At 61.9% G+C, this 14,564-nt stretch carries 16 protein-coding genes; 6 read left to right on the forward strand and 10 right to left on the reverse strand.

Features of this window, described 5'->3' with window-relative positions:
- From MOV61_RS21705 to MOV61_RS21725, 5 genes are all read right to left on the reverse strand, one after another.
- Positions 1–1,610, reverse strand: a 1,610-nt coding sequence (locus MOV61_RS21705) for an FAD-binding dehydrogenase (protein WP_247138052.1), incomplete at its 3' end; no start/stop codon positions are given.
- 149 nt (positions 1,611–1,759) lie between these two features.
- Positions 1,760–2,089 (reverse strand): hypothetical protein, encoded by a 330-nt coding sequence (locus tag MOV61_RS21710; protein ID WP_247039264.1) that lies wholly within the window; start codon positions 2,087–2,089, stop codon positions 1,760–1,762.
- Positions 2,090–2,340: 251 nt separating this feature from the next.
- Positions 2,341–2,664 carry a hypothetical protein gene (locus MOV61_RS21715; RefSeq protein ID WP_038543504.1) on the reverse strand — a complete coding sequence of 108 codons (324 nt, stop codon included), beginning with the start codon at positions 2,662–2,664 and terminating at the stop codon, positions 2,341–2,343.
- Between the two features lie 206 nt (positions 2,665–2,870).
- Entirely contained in the window at positions 2,871–3,338 is a 468-nt protein-coding gene (locus MOV61_RS21720; protein WP_007770391.1) for a chemotaxis protein CheW, read from the reverse strand.
- Position 3,339: 1 nt separating this feature from the next.
- A complete protein-coding gene (locus tag MOV61_RS21725; protein ID WP_247138053.1) occupies positions 3,340–5,304 on the reverse strand; it encodes a methyl-accepting chemotaxis protein in 1,965 nt (654 codons plus the stop codon).
- A 274-nt stretch (positions 5,305–5,578) separates the two neighbouring features.
- Here MOV61_RS21725 and MOV61_RS21730 point away from each other — a divergent pair, with 274 nt between their 5' ends.
- From MOV61_RS21730 to MOV61_RS21740, 3 genes are all read left to right on the forward strand, one after another.
- Positions 5,579–5,734 carry a hypothetical protein gene (locus MOV61_RS21730; RefSeq protein ID WP_157885139.1) on the forward strand — a complete coding sequence of 52 codons (156 nt, stop codon included), beginning with the start codon at positions 5,579–5,581 and terminating at the stop codon, positions 5,732–5,734.
- Positions 5,735–5,854: 120 nt separating this feature from the next.
- Entirely contained in the window at positions 5,855–6,454 is a 600-nt protein-coding gene (locus tag MOV61_RS21735) for an SCO family protein (RefSeq protein WP_038543501.1), read from the forward strand.
- Between the two features lie 77 nt (positions 6,455–6,531).
- Complete coding sequence (locus MOV61_RS21740) at positions 6,532–7,410, forward strand: 50S ribosomal protein L11 methyltransferase (RefSeq protein WP_247138054.1); 879 nt, start codon at positions 6,532–6,534, stop codon at positions 7,408–7,410.
- Positions 7,411–7,619: 209 nt separating this feature from the next.
- Here MOV61_RS21740 and MOV61_RS21745 read toward each other — a convergent pair whose 3' ends face one another.
- Positions 7,620–7,793, reverse strand: coding sequence for a hypothetical protein (locus tag MOV61_RS21745; protein ID WP_038549294.1), 174 nt, complete (start codon positions 7,791–7,793; stop codon positions 7,620–7,622).
- Positions 7,794–8,049: 256 nt separating this feature from the next.
- Here MOV61_RS21745 and MOV61_RS21750 point away from each other — a divergent pair, with 256 nt between their 5' ends.
- The gene (locus MOV61_RS21750) at positions 8,050–9,882 is read left to right on the forward strand and encodes an aminopeptidase P family protein (RefSeq protein ID WP_247138055.1); all 1,833 of its coding nucleotides are present in this window, start codon (positions 8,050–8,052) and stop codon (positions 9,880–9,882) included.
- Between the two features lie 15 nt (positions 9,883–9,897).
- On the opposite strand, the gene MOV61_RS21755 is transcribed toward MOV61_RS21750, so the two are convergent.
- From MOV61_RS21755 to MOV61_RS21770, 4 genes are all read right to left on the reverse strand, one after another.
- Positions 9,898–10,212, reverse strand: a complete 315-nt coding sequence (locus MOV61_RS21755) for an AzlD family protein (protein WP_247039267.1) — start codon at positions 10,210–10,212, stop codon at positions 9,898–9,900.
- Position 10,213: 1 nt separating this feature from the next.
- Positions 10,214–10,933: an AzlC family ABC transporter permease gene (locus MOV61_RS21760; protein WP_247138056.1), complete on the reverse strand. Its 720-nt coding sequence runs from the start codon at positions 10,931–10,933 to the stop codon at positions 10,214–10,216.
- Between the two features lie 119 nt (positions 10,934–11,052).
- The gene (gene pncA / locus MOV61_RS21765; protein ID WP_247138057.1) at positions 11,053–11,679 is read right to left on the reverse strand and encodes a bifunctional nicotinamidase/pyrazinamidase; all 627 of its coding nucleotides are present in this window, start codon (positions 11,677–11,679) and stop codon (positions 11,053–11,055) included.
- A gap of 84 nt (positions 11,680–11,763) precedes the next feature.
- Complete coding sequence (locus MOV61_RS21770) at positions 11,764–12,381, reverse strand: cupin domain-containing protein (RefSeq protein WP_247138058.1); 618 nt, start codon at positions 12,379–12,381, stop codon at positions 11,764–11,766.
- Positions 12,382–12,569: 188 nt separating this feature from the next.
- Between MOV61_RS21770 and MOV61_RS21775 the strand changes: the two genes are divergently transcribed.
- Positions 12,570–13,490 carry a LysR family transcriptional regulator gene (locus MOV61_RS21775; protein WP_051899739.1) on the forward strand — a complete coding sequence of 307 codons (921 nt, stop codon included), beginning with the start codon at positions 12,570–12,572 and terminating at the stop codon, positions 13,488–13,490.
- A gap of 322 nt (positions 13,491–13,812) precedes the next feature.
- Positions 13,813–14,564: hypothetical protein (locus MOV61_RS21780; protein ID WP_247138059.1), on the forward strand; the 752-nt coding region annotated here is incomplete at its 3' end.

The raw sequence follows: 14,564 nt of genomic DNA on the forward strand, positions 1-14,564 counted from the left end.
AGGCAGCCGCCGAGAAAGGTGCCTTCCAGCGCCCGATAGCCGTGCATGCCGCCACCGCCGAAGCCGGCGGCCTCGCCGACGGCATAGAGGCCCGGGATCACGTCTCCATTCTCACCGAGCACGCGGGCCGAGAGGTCCGTCTCGATCCCCCCGAGCGTCTTGCGGGTCAGGATGTTCAGCCTCACCGCGATCAACGGTCCGTGCGCCGGATCGAGAATGCGGTGCGGTCTTGCCGTGCGTACCAGCTTTTCACCGAGCGAACGGCGGGCGTTGTGAATGCCCATGATCTGCGCATCCTTGGCAAAGGGATTGGCCACTTGTCCGTCACGGGCAAGGACTTCATGTTCGATAGCGGCGAGGTCCAGGAGGTTGCTGCCGGCAAGTCGGTTCATGCCCGCGACCAGTTCGCCAAGGCTCTCGGCGACCACGAAATCCTCGCCCTGTTCCTTGAAGGCCTCGACCGGCCCCGTCGCTTTCCTGCCGATCGCCCGTCTCGCGGTCAGCTTCCAGTCGCGGCCGGTGAGGTCCGGGTTCTGTTCGGAGCCGGAGAGCGCGAATTCCTTGCGGATGATGCTCTGGTTCAGCACGAACCAGCTGTAGTCGTAGCCGGTCGCCATGAGGTGCTGCAGCGTGCCGAGCGTATCGTAGCCGGGATAAAAAGGGGCAGGCAGGCGCTTGCCCGTCGCGTCGAACCACATCGAGGAGGGGCCTGGCAGGATCCGGATGCCATGGTTTTGCCAGACCGGGTTCCAGTTCCGCAGGCCCTCGGTATAGTGCCACATGCGGTCGCGGTTGATCACCTGTCCGCCGGCGGAGCGCGTAATGCCGATCATCCGCCCGTCCACGTGTTTCGGCACGCCCGAGACCATGAAGGCCGGCGGTCGCCCGAGCCTTGCCGGCCACATCTGCCGTACGAGGTCATGATTGCCGCCGATGCCGCCCGAAGCGACGATGACGATCGGCGCATTGAGCTCGAAGTCACCGGCCGATGTCCTGGAGGTTTCCTCGCCACGCAGCGCCGTGCTCGCTGCAAGGACCGTACCTGCAACCCCTGTCACGGCACTGCCGGTCCTGACCAGATTGTCGACGCGGTGCCGCCAGAGGAAGCGGATCTTTCCGCCCTTCTCCGCCTCGCGCGCCCGCCGCTCGAACGGTTCGACGACGCCGGGGCCGGTGCCCCAGGTGGTGTGGAACCGGGGGACGGAATTGCCATGCGAGGTCGCCGAGCCACCGCCGCGTTCCGCCCAGCCGACGATCGGAAAGATGCGATGGCCCATCTGCCTGAGCCAGGAGCGTTTCTCGCCGGCGGCGAAGGCCACATAGGCTTCCGCCCAGAGGCGTGGCCAATGATCCTCCTCGCGGTCGAAACCGGCGGTGCCGAGCCAATCCTGCCAGGCGAGATCGAGCGAATCGCGGATGCCCATCCGCCATTGTTCGGGAGAATCGACGAGGAACAGCCCGCCGAGCGACCAGAAGGCCTGGCCGCCAAGGTTCTGTTCCGGTTCCTGGTCGAGGATGACGACGGAGCGGCCGGCATCTGCAAGTTCGGTCGCGGCGACGAGGCCCGAAAGCCCCGCGCCCACCACGATGGCGTCAACTCTGTCGCTCAAGCGCGCTCCTCCCAAAGCGTAAAGATACAAACCATGCCGCATCCTTACGGCGAATACAGTCATGCGGTGTGGCGGGAGTCAATTCAGGCGTGGCGGCACAAAAAACAGGCCCGCAAAGCGAGCCTGTTCTTCAGTCGTTGGATGGCCTATTAGCGGACGTAGACGATCTTGCCGCCATTGGCAGCCGTTTCGATGCCCGCCACATGCTGCAACTGGACATTCTTCTCTTCGAGAGCCGCCATCAGGTTGGAATCCGTTTGGATCTGCGCCTGGGCGGCCTCCGCTGCCTGCGGGTTGGGGGTCGTCAGCGTCGGCGGGATCTTGTCGTTCGACGATTCGCTATCCGTGGCCTCGGTAATGTAGACCACCGTCACGTCCGACGGGGAGGGGGCCGGCGTGGTCGGGGCGAGGTCCTGGGCGTATACGCCCCCGATTGAGGAAGCGGATATAAGAGTTGCGAGAGCAATAACCTTCTTCATAACATGTTCCTTTCTCGGTTCTTAGGTGCCGAACACGTGTCTCTTCGGCACCAAGATATAGACGGAACCGGAAATGCCCGGAGATTGTTCCGGGCTTTTCTGAAATCATCTCTAGGCAGCAATGATTTAAGGTTCCATCACCCGCGTAGAGGCGACTGTGAATGGCTACCCGCGTAGAGGCGACTGTGAATGGCTTTCGCCGAAACGGGGTCCGGAGGAAAGACACCGGCCCCCGTTTCATCAACGGCGAATCAGCGGACGTAGACGGTCCGGCTGCCATCGGCGGCGGTGTCGATCGCCACGACGTTGTTGAGTTCGACGTTCTGCTTCAGAAGGTCGGCCCGCAGCGCGCGGTCGGCCTTCACCTCGGCCTGTGCCTTCTGCACCATTGCCGGGCTTGGATGGATGATGCTCTCAGGCACGTCGAGCCGTTTGGCGCTATTGTCGATTTCGGGATCGGTATAGACGATGGCGACATCGCCGGCGGGCTTGGCCGTCATGCCCATATCGCGGGCATATGCGGTTCCCATCGTGGCTGCGGACATCAGGACTGCGAGAGCAAAAGCCTTGTTCATGGTCGTTCTCCTATCTGGGTAAACCAGCCGAGGGGCGTTTGAGGCGTCGGTTGGGCATTTAGCGACGGGAGAACGTCGACCCGGTTCCCCGGTTCCGTTTAAAATTGTTACAAATAGGCAATGATTACAATACGTTAATCTTCCGTCACATTTGCGTGTGACGGAAGATCCGGACATAGTTTCGGACTTTTTAGCGGCCCGCGAAATTACGCGGCTTCGCGCGCCAGTTCGTCGGCGATGACGGTGTCCAGGTTCAGGAAGCAGACCATCGTCTTTTCAAGCGCGACGATGCCGCGGCAGAAGGCGCGCTGGGCTTCCGGAATGATTTCCGGGGCCGGCTGCAGGTCTTCGCCACGGATGGTCATCATGTCGGATACCTGCTCGACCAGCAGGCCGACCAGCTTGCCGGCGATGTCGGTGACGATGATTGCGGAACGTTCCGACGGTTCGGTCATCTTCATGCCGAGGCGGCAGGCCATGTCGATGACCGGGATTACCGCGCCGCGCAGGTTGATGAGGCCGAGCACGTAGGACGGCGTGTGCGGCATCGGGGTCACCGGTGCCCAGCCGCGGATTTCGCGGATCGCCATGATGTCGATGCAGAATTCCTGGTCTCCGAGATGGAAGGAGACGATTTCGAGGTAGGCGCCGGACTGTTTGATGGCATTGCTCATGTCAGAACTCTTCCCATTTGTCTGAGGATCCCACGGCCTTCGGCTTGGCGGAGGTGGGGCTATTGCTGAAGGCTCCCGCGAGCTTGTTCATCAAGTTGAGTGCGGGCGATGGTTTGGGTGGCGTGGAAGCGCTCGCAGCCTCGACGGCGCGCGGGCCATTGCCTCCGCGGATCTGGAAATGGCTGATCAGCTGGTTGAGGTTTTCGGCATCGCTTGCCAGCGAATGGCTGGCAGCGGTGCTCTGCTCCACCATTGCGGCGTTCTGTTGCGTTGCTTGGTCCATCTGGCCGATCGCGATATTGATTTCCGTCAGTCCGGTCGATTGTTCGCGCGCAGAGGTGAAGATCGCGTGAACGTGATCGTTGATTTTCAGGACGTCGTCGCCGATCCGTGTCAGCGCTTCGCCGGTCGCCTTCACCAGATCGACGCCGGTCTTGACCTCGTGGTTCGAACGGGTGACCAGCGCCTTGATATCCTTGGCCGCGCCGGCCGCGCGTCCGGCGAGTTCGCGCACTTCCTGGGCGACGACGGCAAAGCCCTTGCCGGCTTCGCCCGCGCGGGCCGCCTCGACGCCGGCGTTGAGCGCCAGCAGGTTGGTCTGGAAGGCAATCTCGTCGACGACGTTGATGATCTTGCCGATCTCGGCCGTCGCGTCCTCGATCCGCCCCATGGCGGCCGTTGCATCGCGGACCACACTGGTGGACTGTTCCGTGTAGTCCTTGGCATGGCTCACCATCTGGGTCGCCTCTTCGGCGCGACTGGTGGCGTTGCGCACGGTCGAGGTGATTTCTTCGAGGGCCGCGGACGTTTCTTCGAGCGAGGCTGCCTGCTTTTCGGTGCGCTTGGCGAGATCGTCGGCGGCGGAGCGCATCTGGTTCGCGTTTGCGCCGATGGAACTCGAGCTGGTGGCGACCTCGGTCATGACGTGGCGCAGACGCTCGACGACCCGGTTGAAGTCGGTGCGCAGGCGCTCGAGGTCGCCCCGGAAGGGACGCTCGAGGGCGGCCGCGAGATCGCCTTCCGAGAGGCGGTTGAGGGCGCTTGCAAGCGAATCGACCGCGAAGTGGAGCGCTTCGGCTTCTGCCTTCTGTTCGGACTCGCTCGTCTGCCGCCGGGTCTCGTTCTGGCGGCGTTCGTCTTCCAGGTTGACTTCCAGGGTCTGGCGCTCGACGGCTGCAAGCCTGAAGACGTCGGTGGCGCGCGCCATTTCACCGATCTCGTCGCCGAGATCTATGCCGGGCACGGGCGTGTTGTAGTCTCCGCCAATGATCCGCTGCATGCTCGAACGGACGCCGTCGATGCCGCGCCGGATCGCGCCGCCGTGAATGCTCTGCAGGATCGCCATGGCGACCAATGCGATCAGGCCGCAGCCGAGCTGTACATAGAGTGAGGTCGAAGAAAGCGTATTCGCCTCCTGGACGCGGCTGCGCACCAGTTTCTCGCCCGCGACGGCAGCCGTATCGAGCATTGCGCCAACCCGTTCGCCGGCACCGTCGATGGCGTCGTCGATCTTGTCATAGGCCTCTTTGGGCGCGCCGGTTTCGACCATTTTTTTGAGATCGACCTGGATCGCCGTCGAAAGAGCTGCGAGGTCCGTCTCGAAATTCGAGACGAGGCCTGGATTGCCGATTTCAGCCGCGAGTTTCTTCAGATTACCGGCAGAGCTTTTCAACTTGTCGGAGGAGTCCGCCATCGCCTTCAGCCGGCTCGGCTCGACCCGTTTGTCGTCGCGGTCGACGATCGTGTCCATCGCTGCCAGAACGAGTTCCAGGTTGGCGATGCGCATGCCGTCGACCGTATCCACATGCTCCTGGATATCGGTCGCGCGCTGCAGCGCTTCGTCGAGCTGTCGGCCTTCGTACCAGCCGACAAGCAGCATCGCGCCGATGCCGACAAAGGCGGAGCCTGCCAGCGTCCAGAGCCGGTGATTGACCGACAGCGTCTTGCGAAGGGGTTTTGCCGTCATGCTGTTGAAATTCCTCCCGCGCCGGATCAGGTCCGACAGACTGCAGATAGAGATGGAAACTGAGGGCGAGCCGGTGTCGGCGACATCATGTCTTTTCGCGGTCGACATAGCGGCCCCTAGTGCGATGCGTGCTGCATCCTCACTCCCATTCGCCGCTACGAATCGTAAACCACGTTCGCCTTTATAAGATCTCAGACAGGTATTAATCTTACCCTAAACTTGTTCGAATGTTGCGACCTTCTGAAAAGCCGGAAAGGGTGGTAGATTGAACGTCATGAACAGTACGATCGAGATTTACCGCCTGCCGCTGATCGCCGCCGTAAGCCTGCTCTTGCTCGGATTCGGCGGTGTCGCCTTTTACGGCTGGCTCCGGTTCGGCTCTTCCATCCTGCTGACGCTCGGCGAAACCGGCCTTTCCTGGTGTTTCTGACCGGCCGCCGTTTCGTTGAGACAAATCAGCGCGATATCTCTCGAAAACGGCTTCTTGAATTGCTTCGCCGCCGCCTGGGGTCTATCGATCCGTCATTAGGTCTGAGCTGAAGAGATACCGATGAAAAGCTTTCGCACCATCCTCTGGGTCGCCGTCGCGGCGCTTGCCGGCGTGCTTGTCTGGCTGACGATGGAGGTGACCGGCTCGAAACAGCAGCTTGCGGAAGGTCCGTTCGGCGTGCCGTTCCAGCTCGTCGCCCAGAACGGCCAGCCGATCACCGAAAAGGCCTTCCAGGACAAGCCGACGGCGCTGTTCTTCGGCTTCACCCATTGCCCGGAAGTGTGCCCGACGACGCTGTTCGAGCTGAACGGCTGGCTGCACAAGGTCGATCCGGATGGCACCAAGCTCAACGGCTATTTCGTCAGCATCGATCCGGAGCGCGACAGTCCGGAACTGCTCGGCCAGTATGTTTCCAATGTCACCGACAGGGTGAAGGGCATTTCCGGTCCGCCGGCCAAGGTCCAGGAGATGGCCAAGGGTTTCAAGGTCTATTTCAAGAAAGTGCCGGTCGACGAGAAGAATCCGAACGGCGACTACACCATGGACCATACGGCCTCGGTGTTCCTGCTCGACAATGGCGGGCGCTTCGCCGGCACCATTGCCTATGGCGAAAACCCCGACGTCGCGGTCAAGAAGCTCGAAAATCTGATCAAGGGCTGATACGTTTGACGTTGAAGCGGACACAGCTTCTGTGGCAATCCTCTCCGCCACCGATCAATAGCTGAGAGACCGTTTCCTTGAGCGAAATCCGCCTTTACGTCACGTCCACCGAAAAAGGTGCGGCCGAGATTCTCGATATCCTGTCGGAGGTCTTCGGCGAAGAGGATTTCGCCATCGCCACAACCGAGGTGGACGAGAAAAAGGACATCTGGGAAGCGTCCGTCTATATGCTGGCGGGTGACGAGGAGATGGTACGCGAGCGCATCGCGGACGGCCTCGCCCAAGCCTTTCCCGCTCTCGAAATCCAAAGGGAAGTCATCCCGGATATCGACTGGATCGCCAAGTCGCTGGAAGGGCTGAAGCCGGTGAGGGCAGGGCGGTTCATCGTCCACGGCTCGCATGACCGCGACAAGGTGAAGGTCAACGATATCGCCATCGAGATCGATGCGGGTCAGGCCTTCGGCACCGGCCATCACGGCACGACCGCCGGCTGCCTCGAAGTGATCGAGGAGGTGATGCGCGCAAGGACCGTCCGTAACGCGCTCGACCTCGGAACCGGAAGCGGCGTACTGGCGATTGCCGCGCGCAAGCTGCGCAATATCCCGGTGCTCGCGACCGACATAGACCCAGTCGCTGTTCGGGTGGCCCGGGAAAATGTTCGCCGCAACGGCATCGCCACCGGCATCCGCCTGGAGACGGCGCCGGGATTTCATTCGCCGGCATTCGATCGGGAAGGGCCGTTCGACCTGATCATCGCCAACATTCTGGCACGGCCGCTGATGAAGATGGCGCCACAGCTTGCGGCCCATCTGGCGCCCGGCGGTTCGGTGATCCTCTCCGGCATCCTGGCTACACAGCGCTGGAAGGTGCTGGCCGCCTATAACGGCGTCCACCTCGCTCACGTCCGTACCATCTGGCGCAATGGCTGGGTAACGATCCACCTGCGCCACGATTGATTCGTATGCGTGTGCAGCATTGAATTCTGTGCATGGCTTCTGAGGCAGACAGCAAAAAGGCGACACCAGTGGTGCCGCCTTGCGATCAGTTCTGAGACTGATCTACCCGCGAGCCTGAGGAGGGAGATGCTCGAGCGGGCCTCGTATCCTGAAAGCCGGGGCGGGTGAGGGAGGAGAGCCCGCGCCGGCCGAATGTCAGAATACGGAGCTTAGAATACGTAGTTCTGGGCGCCCTTGCGGCGCAGTTCTTCGCGGCTGGTGCCGAGCCCCTTCAGCGTTTCGTCGTCGAGGCCCAGCAGGGCGCCGTTGACGTAACGGGCAACCTGACGCTCGCGAGCTTCGACCATGCGGTTGAAGGCATTGCGGAAGAAAGAATTGGCCATGGAAGCGATCCTCTTGATACGGACCTTGTTCGGCGCCCGTTCGATGAAGTGAATATAGCGATTGCTGCACCGCACAGTGAGAGAGATTCTCTCATTGGTGGTATGCGTTTGCTGCATATGAAGGCTATGTCGGCGCCAAACGCATTGAGCAGATGCACAATCGCCGATCATTTCCGGCTCGGCTGGCAATGTCTGCCGAAGATCGGCTAACATGATCGCAACCTCTCGGAATCAAGCAGCCCGGAAACTCAAGCCCATGTTCCAGTCCTTCGAAGTGAAGTCCGCCCCGCAGTTCGGCCGCGATCGCGTCAGCGCGCTCCGGGCGAAATTCGCCGATCTCGGCATTGACGGTTTTCTTATTCCCCGCGCCGACGAATACCAGGGCGAATACGTGCCGGCCTCCGCCGAACGCCTGTCATGGCTCACCGGCTTCACCGGATCGGCCGGCATGGCGCTCATCACGCAACGTGAGGCTATCGTTTTCGTCGATGGACGTTACGTCACCCAGCTTGCCGAACAGGTGGACGGCTCGATGTTCGCCGCTGGCGATCTCGTCAACGAACCGCCGCATGTCTGGCTGCCGCGCCACGGCGCAAGAGGTTTCCGGCTCGGTATCGATCCGTGGCTGCATGCGGGCGCGGAAGTGCGGCGGCTGGAAAAGGCGCTTGCCGAGATCGGCGGTTCGCTGGTGCTGCTCGACGCCAATCCGCTCGACGCGATCTGGACCGATCGTCCCGCCGAGCCGCTCGGCGCCGTGTCGATCCAGAAACAGGAGCATGCCGGTACCCTGGCGGGCGAGAAGATTGCGGCGATTGCAAGCCAGGTGAAGGAGAAGGGCGCTGCCGCTGTCGTCATCGCCGATCCGACATCGGTTGCCTGGATCTTCAACATCCGCGGCGATGACGTGCCGCATACACCCTATCCGCTGTCGCGCGCCATCATTCCGGCCGAGGGCAAGGCGGAGATTTTTCTCGACCCGCTCAAGACCGGCATCGAACAGGCCGCCTACCTGGCTCAGATTTGCGTGCAGCGCCCGCCTTCGGAATTCCCAGCGCGGCTTGCGGCCTTTTCGGCGGATGGCGCAAAGATCCTGATCGATCCCGAGCTAACGCCGCTGGCGCTTACCAAAGCGATCACGGCCGCCGGCGGCGAGGTGGTCGAGGCTTCCGATCCGGCAAAACTGCCGCGCGCCTGCAAGAACCACGAGGAGCTCGACGGCTCAGCCAAGGCCCATCTGCAGGATGGCGCGGCGATGGTCGAATATCTCTGCTGGCTCGACGCCCAGGCGCCCGGCACGATCACCGAGATCGATGCGGTCAAGGCGCTGGAGGCGACCCGCGCCCGCGTGGGCCAAAACATGCAGAACCCGCTGAAGGACATTTCCTTCGATACGATCTCCGGCGCCGGCGAACACGGCGCGGTCATCCACTACCGGGTGACCACCGAGACCAACCGCAAACTTGAAGCCGGCGAGCTTTTCCTGGTCGATTCGGGCGCGCAATATGTCAACGGCACGACCGACATCACTCGCACGGTCGCGGTCGGCTCTGTTCCGGAAGAGCACAAGCGTTTCTTCACGCTGGTACTGAAGGGCATGATCGGCATCAGCACGGCGCGGTTTCCGAAGGGCACCCGCGGCTGCGATCTCGATCCGCTCGCCCGCATCGCGCTCTGGAAGGCCGGCGGCGATTATGCACATGGCACCGGCCATGGCGTCGGCTCATACCTCTCGGTGCATGAGGGGCCGCAGCGGATCTCGCGGCTGGCGACCCAGGAACTGCTGTCCGGCATGATCCTCTCCAACGAGCCTGGTTATTATCGTCCTGGCTCGTTCGGCATCCGCATCGAGAACCTGATCTATGTGAAGGGTCCGCAAGATATCAACGGCGGCGACCAGCCGATGCTCGCGTTCGAGACGCTGACCTGGTGCCCGATCGACCGCCGTCTCGTGCTGCCTGAGCTGATGACCGCCGAGGAGCTTGGTTGGCTGAACGGTTACCACGCCGCCGTGCGCGAAAAGCTGCTGCCGCTGATCGATGATGAAGACGTCAAGACCTGGCTGGTGAAGGCGACAGAGCCGCTTTCCTGAAGCCGGCGCCTCTAATCAGAAGCCCAGGAGGTGGCGGCAGATCATCGCTGCCGCCCAGCCGGCGCCGAGCAGCAAGAGACCCGGATACCGGATGCCGACCACGAGCGCGGCCAGCATGGCGATCTTGACGTCCCAGCCGCCGTTGAAGAAGGCGGGGGCGACGAGCGTGGTCAGGACCGCTGCCGGTACGGCGTTGAGAGCCTGCTCCATGCGCGGCGGGATCGTCTTCATCCGGGTAATCAGCACATATCCGCCGATGCGGGTAAGGTAGGTCGCGACCGCAGCGGCCAATATCAGCAGAGCCATATCCGCGGAGATGAGGTCGGTCATGTCAGCTCTCCATCTCGGCGGCGGCGTTCGCCGGCACGGAATCGGTGGACAGCGGCAAGAAAGCCGCGACGACCACTCCGACCGCGGCACCAATGCTGACATGCCAGGGCGAGCCGACAAAATGATAGCCGAGCACGGAACCGAGTGCGCTCGCCACTACCACCGGATAAAAGCCCGGCTTGCTGCGAAAGCCGATGACCAGCCCGAGGAAATAGACCGGCAGCAGCACGTCGATCGCAAGCGCACGCGGATCGCCCATCATCCGCCCGAAAAACGCGCCGATGACGCTGAAGAACAGCCAGGGGAAATAGATCGCGGCGCCGAAGCCGATATACCATCGGAAGCTGACGCTCTGGCCGCTTTCACCGCGCTTCACGGCTTCGGCGAATTGCGGATCGGTCAGCACGAAGAAGGTGAAGAATTTCTGGACCGGCGTGAAATGGGTGATGTATCGGGTCAGCGCCGCCGAATAGAGGATATGGCGGAAATTGACGGCGAAGACGGAGAGCACGATCAGCCACGGCGCGACATGGTGGCCGAAAAGCTCGATGCCGACGAGCTGGCTGGCGCCGGCATAGACGGTCGCGCTCATCAGCCCGGCTTCCATGACCGAGAGGCCGTTGTCGCTTGCCACGGCGCCGAACAACACGGCGAAGGGCGCCGAGGAGAGGGCGATGATAAGCCCACCCTTCACACCCTGTTTGAATTCGCTGCGATTCATTGGATAAATCCTTTTCGCACCGGCTTTAGAGCCCTGCGGGACCTCGCGCAATTCAATTGGGCTGATGGAACGATCGATTCCGCTGAACTATCGAGCTCCGGCGGCTCCGGTGCCGTCGATCAGTCGGCGAGGATGTCCTTGCTCGAAACGATGCCGATTCCTTTGGCTCTCATCTCGGCGATGGCGCTCTTTACGCCTTCCGGATCGATGCCACGGCTGGCATCCTCGATGAAGCGCACTTTTACACCCGGCAGCATTTCCACGGCGTCAAGAGCGGAAAATTTCACGCAGTAGTCGGTTGCAAGCCCGCAAAGATCAAGTTCGGTCACCTGCTGGGCTCTCAGATAGCCGGCAAGGCCCGTTGTTGCGGCCTGGTCGTTGTCGCGGAAGGCGGAATAGCTGTCGACGGCAGGGTTCTCGCCCTTCTGCTGGATATAGTCGACGGCATCGATGTTGAGGTCGGGATGGAATTCCGCATCCGGCGTGCCCTGCACGCAATGGTCCGGCCACATGACCTGCGGCTGGCCGGACAGCTCGCCCATCTCGAACGGCTTCTTGCCCGCATGTCGCGAGGCAAAGCTGCCGTGGTTTTCCGGGTGCCAGTCCTGCGAGGCGACGATGACGTCGTAACCGCCGCCTTCTATCAGCTGATTTGCGACCGGCACGATCTCGTCACCGTGCGCCACGGGCAGATTGCCGCCCGGGCAAAAACCGTTCTGGATGTCGATCAGGAGCAGCGCTTTCATCCGTCATCCTCCGAATCCTGGATTGCCGAAGGATGCCAAGGGTGAAGGGCAGGATCAAGGCCGATATGTTTTGCAGCGCAGCAGTCAGCGCAGTTCCGTCGCGAGCTTGAGCACCGTATCCTGGCCAAGCGGCGCGTCGTCGGGAGCGACGATCAGCCGGTAGCCCATCAGCCTGGAAATCGGGGCAAGGGTGGCGAACATCAGCTTCTGCACCCAGATCGGCGGGCCCGCGAGGTAGAGATGGTCGCGATAGGCGTGGAGCTTCAGAGCGATGGCGAGCAGCTTCGCGTCCCCCTGCGGCGAGAAATTCTCCGGCGTCAGCACCGTCGACGCAGCGAGGTTGATGAAGAAACGCAGATGCTTCTGGCCGGGCGTGAACGACACCGTGGCATGGGTTTCGTCGTCGCTGGCATTGCGGAAGAAATGCGCCTTGCCGCGCGGGACCATGACGGTTTCGCCGACATCGGCGAAATGTTCGACGCCGTCGATCATGATCATCAGCCGGCCCTTGTGGACGTGGAAATATTCGTCCGCCTTGGGATGGACGTGGGCGATCGCATTGCCGCCGCCCGAACCACCCTTTTCGAGGATGACGTCGAACTTGGACAGAGCCTCGCTTTCCACCGGATCGGTGAAGACGAAGGTCTCCTTGTTGAAGTGGTTGACGATCCTGGTATGGGCGGGCACGAGTGCTCTCGGCATGGGTTCTCTCCTTGGCAATCTTTGATCAGGGCAATCTTTTGATCGGGGCAACCCGTCGAACGGGGAAGTGCCGGGAGAATGGCCAGCAAGGCCAGTTCCGCCGGCGATAAAAGGCGTGTAGGTTGCCGGCGAAACTACCGCAAACACCTTTTTTGCCCGTCCATTCACCGTTTTTGCATAACCAATCCATGGGCCAATTGAACTACGACGATCTGCGCTTTCTGCTCGCCGTAGCCGAGACCGGCTCGACGCTTTCGGCTGCGCGCCTGTTGAAGGTCAGCCAGAGCACGGTGTCGCGGCGGATCGCCGGCCTGGAGCAGGATCTCGGCGTCGAACTCTTCGACAAAAGGCGCACCGGCTACGAGTTGACTGATGTCGGCCGATCGCTGATCGGCCCGGCGACGGTGGTGCGCGATGCCATGACGGCGTTCTCCAATGCAATGGACGCGGTTTCCTGCGACATTACCGGGAGCGTCCGTTTTACCACCAACGACGTATTGGCGGCTCGATTCCTGCCCTTGTTGATCAGCCGGCTCAAGGCGACGCATCCCAATATCAGCCTGCACGTGGTGACGACCGACAGCCGGCTCGATCTTTCAAGAGGGGACGCCGATATCGCGCTGCGCGCTGCCGCCCGTCCGGTCGAGGGCGGACTCGTCGGCGTGCGGATCACCGACGACATCTGGAGCCTCTACTGCAGCCGCGCCTATGCCGACCGCCACGGCGTGCCTCGTGAAGTCGGCGAACTTCACCGGCATTCGCTGATCTCCATCGACCCGCATATCAAGGATCATCCGGCCGTTTTGTGGGTGCGGAAAAACTTCCCCGAAAACGCGATCGTGGTGCGGCAGAACACCGTCTCTGCAACGCTGTCGAGCATTCGCAGCGGGCTCGGGATTGGGCTGTTTTCGGAGTTCGTGGCGGCCGGTGACGACGACCTGATCTACTGTTTCCGACCCGAGATGCCGCCTGCTGCGGAGATCTGGCTGATCACCCATGAAAGGCTTCGGTATACACCTCGCGTCCGCGCGGTCATGGATGCTGCCAAGGCGCTGCTGCTCGAATATGTGTCCGAGGGCCGGCGGAGGGCAGAAAGAGAAATGGTATAAAAATTGTGATAAGCCTTGAAAGAATGAGATTTTGTGGCTAAACAGCAACGGTCGTTGGCTTGACCTGCCTTAAAGCGCGCCGAGGGGGACACCCTGTTGCCGCATTTCGGTTAAACTTCCGACGGCATGCGCTTTTATGTGCACCACCGAAACCAAATCGGGGCGACGTAAAGACATTGGTTACCATAATCGTTCATCCTCACATGCAGTCGATTGGCGGCGGTGAGCAGGTTCTCTTCTTGCTCAATGCTCGTCGGGGTTGTTTTGGCAGTCTCGCGGAAGCGATGCCTGCCCGTGTGAGTAACGGTTCGGGTAACGAGTGATGGCGCGTTCGGTCCAGACGTCGGTGAATGGCAGGCAGGCAGGCAAAGTTCCGCAACGCCGCAAAAAATCCCGCTCTCTCCTGGTCAATGTCACGGTCGGTTTCGGCCTGACGGTCGCAGCCCTGATGGGTGCGTCGATGGTTACCATGGCGACCGCGGTGAAGTCGGCTTCCGACGTCAAGTTCGAAACGGCACTGACAAGACCGATCGCCCTTGCATCTCCCGCCGCTGTTTCGCGCGAGCGCGAAATCGACGTCTCGAAATTCTCCCGCCTGCCCGGTAGCGCACCCGCCGATCCGAAAGGCAAGCGTCTGGCTGGCGCCGATGTGGCAGCCCTCGAGGCCCGCAAGCCGGATATTTCGGCCATCAAGCAGACGCTCAATGTCGCGATGGCGAAGGCCGTACGGCATCAGGAACATGAACAGCAGTTTGCCGCTCTCGAAAAGATCCGCCCGGATGCCAACGCCATCCGCGCCGTGCTTGCGCCTGCGATGGAAAACCTCGTCGTCGTGGCGCCGCGTGCCGGATCAACCTTGCCTGACATGATCCAGGATGCCGAGACGGTCACCACCGTTGCCGGGCTCAAGGACATGAAGCCCGTCGAGATGGCGGCGCTTGAAGAAACCGCTCTGAAGGAAGACGAGGACGGCGACGACGAAAGCGAAGTCGCGGTGGTCGAACAGGCCGCCCCGGCGGCGCCTGCCTATGCCCTGCCGAAGGCCGGCCCGCTGCCCGTGATCCGCCCGGGATC

It is taken from the genome of Neorhizobium sp. BETTINA12A (genome assembly GCF_023006485.1).
Taxonomy (GTDB): Bacteria; Pseudomonadota; Alphaproteobacteria; order Rhizobiales; family Rhizobiaceae; genus Neorhizobium.

What these genes read in the sequence shown, in the direction of transcription:
- MOV61_RS21750 (WP_247138055.1), top strand. Translation starts at nt 8,050, where the DNA reads ATGTTCCAGTCCTTCGAAGTGAAGTCCGCCCCGCAGTTCGGCCGCGAT.
- MOV61_RS21720 (WP_007770391.1), bottom strand. Translation starts at nt 3,338, where the DNA reads ATGAGCAATGCCATCAAACAGTCCGGCGCCTACCTCGAAATCGTCTCC.
- pncA (WP_247138057.1), bottom strand. Translation starts at nt 11,679, where the DNA reads ATGAAAGCGCTGCTCCTGATCGACATCCAGAACGGTTTTTGCCCGGGC.
- MOV61_RS21735 (WP_038543501.1), top strand. Translation starts at nt 5,855, where the DNA reads ATGAAAAGCTTTCGCACCATCCTCTGGGTCGCCGTCGCGGCGCTTGCC.
- MOV61_RS21715 (WP_038543504.1), bottom strand. Translation starts at nt 2,664, where the DNA reads ATGAACAAGGCTTTTGCTCTCGCAGTCCTGATGTCCGCAGCCACGATG.
- MOV61_RS21730 (WP_157885139.1), top strand. Translation starts at nt 5,579, where the DNA reads ATGAACAGTACGATCGAGATTTACCGCCTGCCGCTGATCGCCGCCGTA.
- MOV61_RS21725 (WP_247138053.1), bottom strand. Translation starts at nt 5,304, where the DNA reads ATGACGGCAAAACCCCTTCGCAAGACGCTGTCGGTCAATCACCGGCTC.
- MOV61_RS21710 (WP_247039264.1), bottom strand. Translation starts at nt 2,089, where the DNA reads ATGAAGAAGGTTATTGCTCTCGCAACTCTTATATCCGCTTCCTCAATC.
- MOV61_RS21745 (WP_038549294.1), bottom strand. Translation starts at nt 7,793, where the DNA reads ATGGCCAATTCTTTCTTCCGCAATGCCTTCAACCGCATGGTCGAAGCT.
- MOV61_RS21755 (WP_247039267.1), bottom strand. Translation starts at nt 10,212, where the DNA reads ATGACCGACCTCATCTCCGCGGATATGGCTCTGCTGATATTGGCCGCT.
- MOV61_RS21770 (WP_247138058.1), bottom strand. Translation starts at nt 12,381, where the DNA reads ATGCCGAGAGCACTCGTGCCCGCCCATACCAGGATCGTCAACCACTTC.
- MOV61_RS21775 (WP_051899739.1), top strand. Translation starts at nt 12,570, where the DNA reads ATGGGCCAATTGAACTACGACGATCTGCGCTTTCTGCTCGCCGTAGCC.
- MOV61_RS21760 (WP_247138056.1), bottom strand. Translation starts at nt 10,933, where the DNA reads ATGAATCGCAGCGAATTCAAACAGGGTGTGAAGGGTGGGCTTATCATC.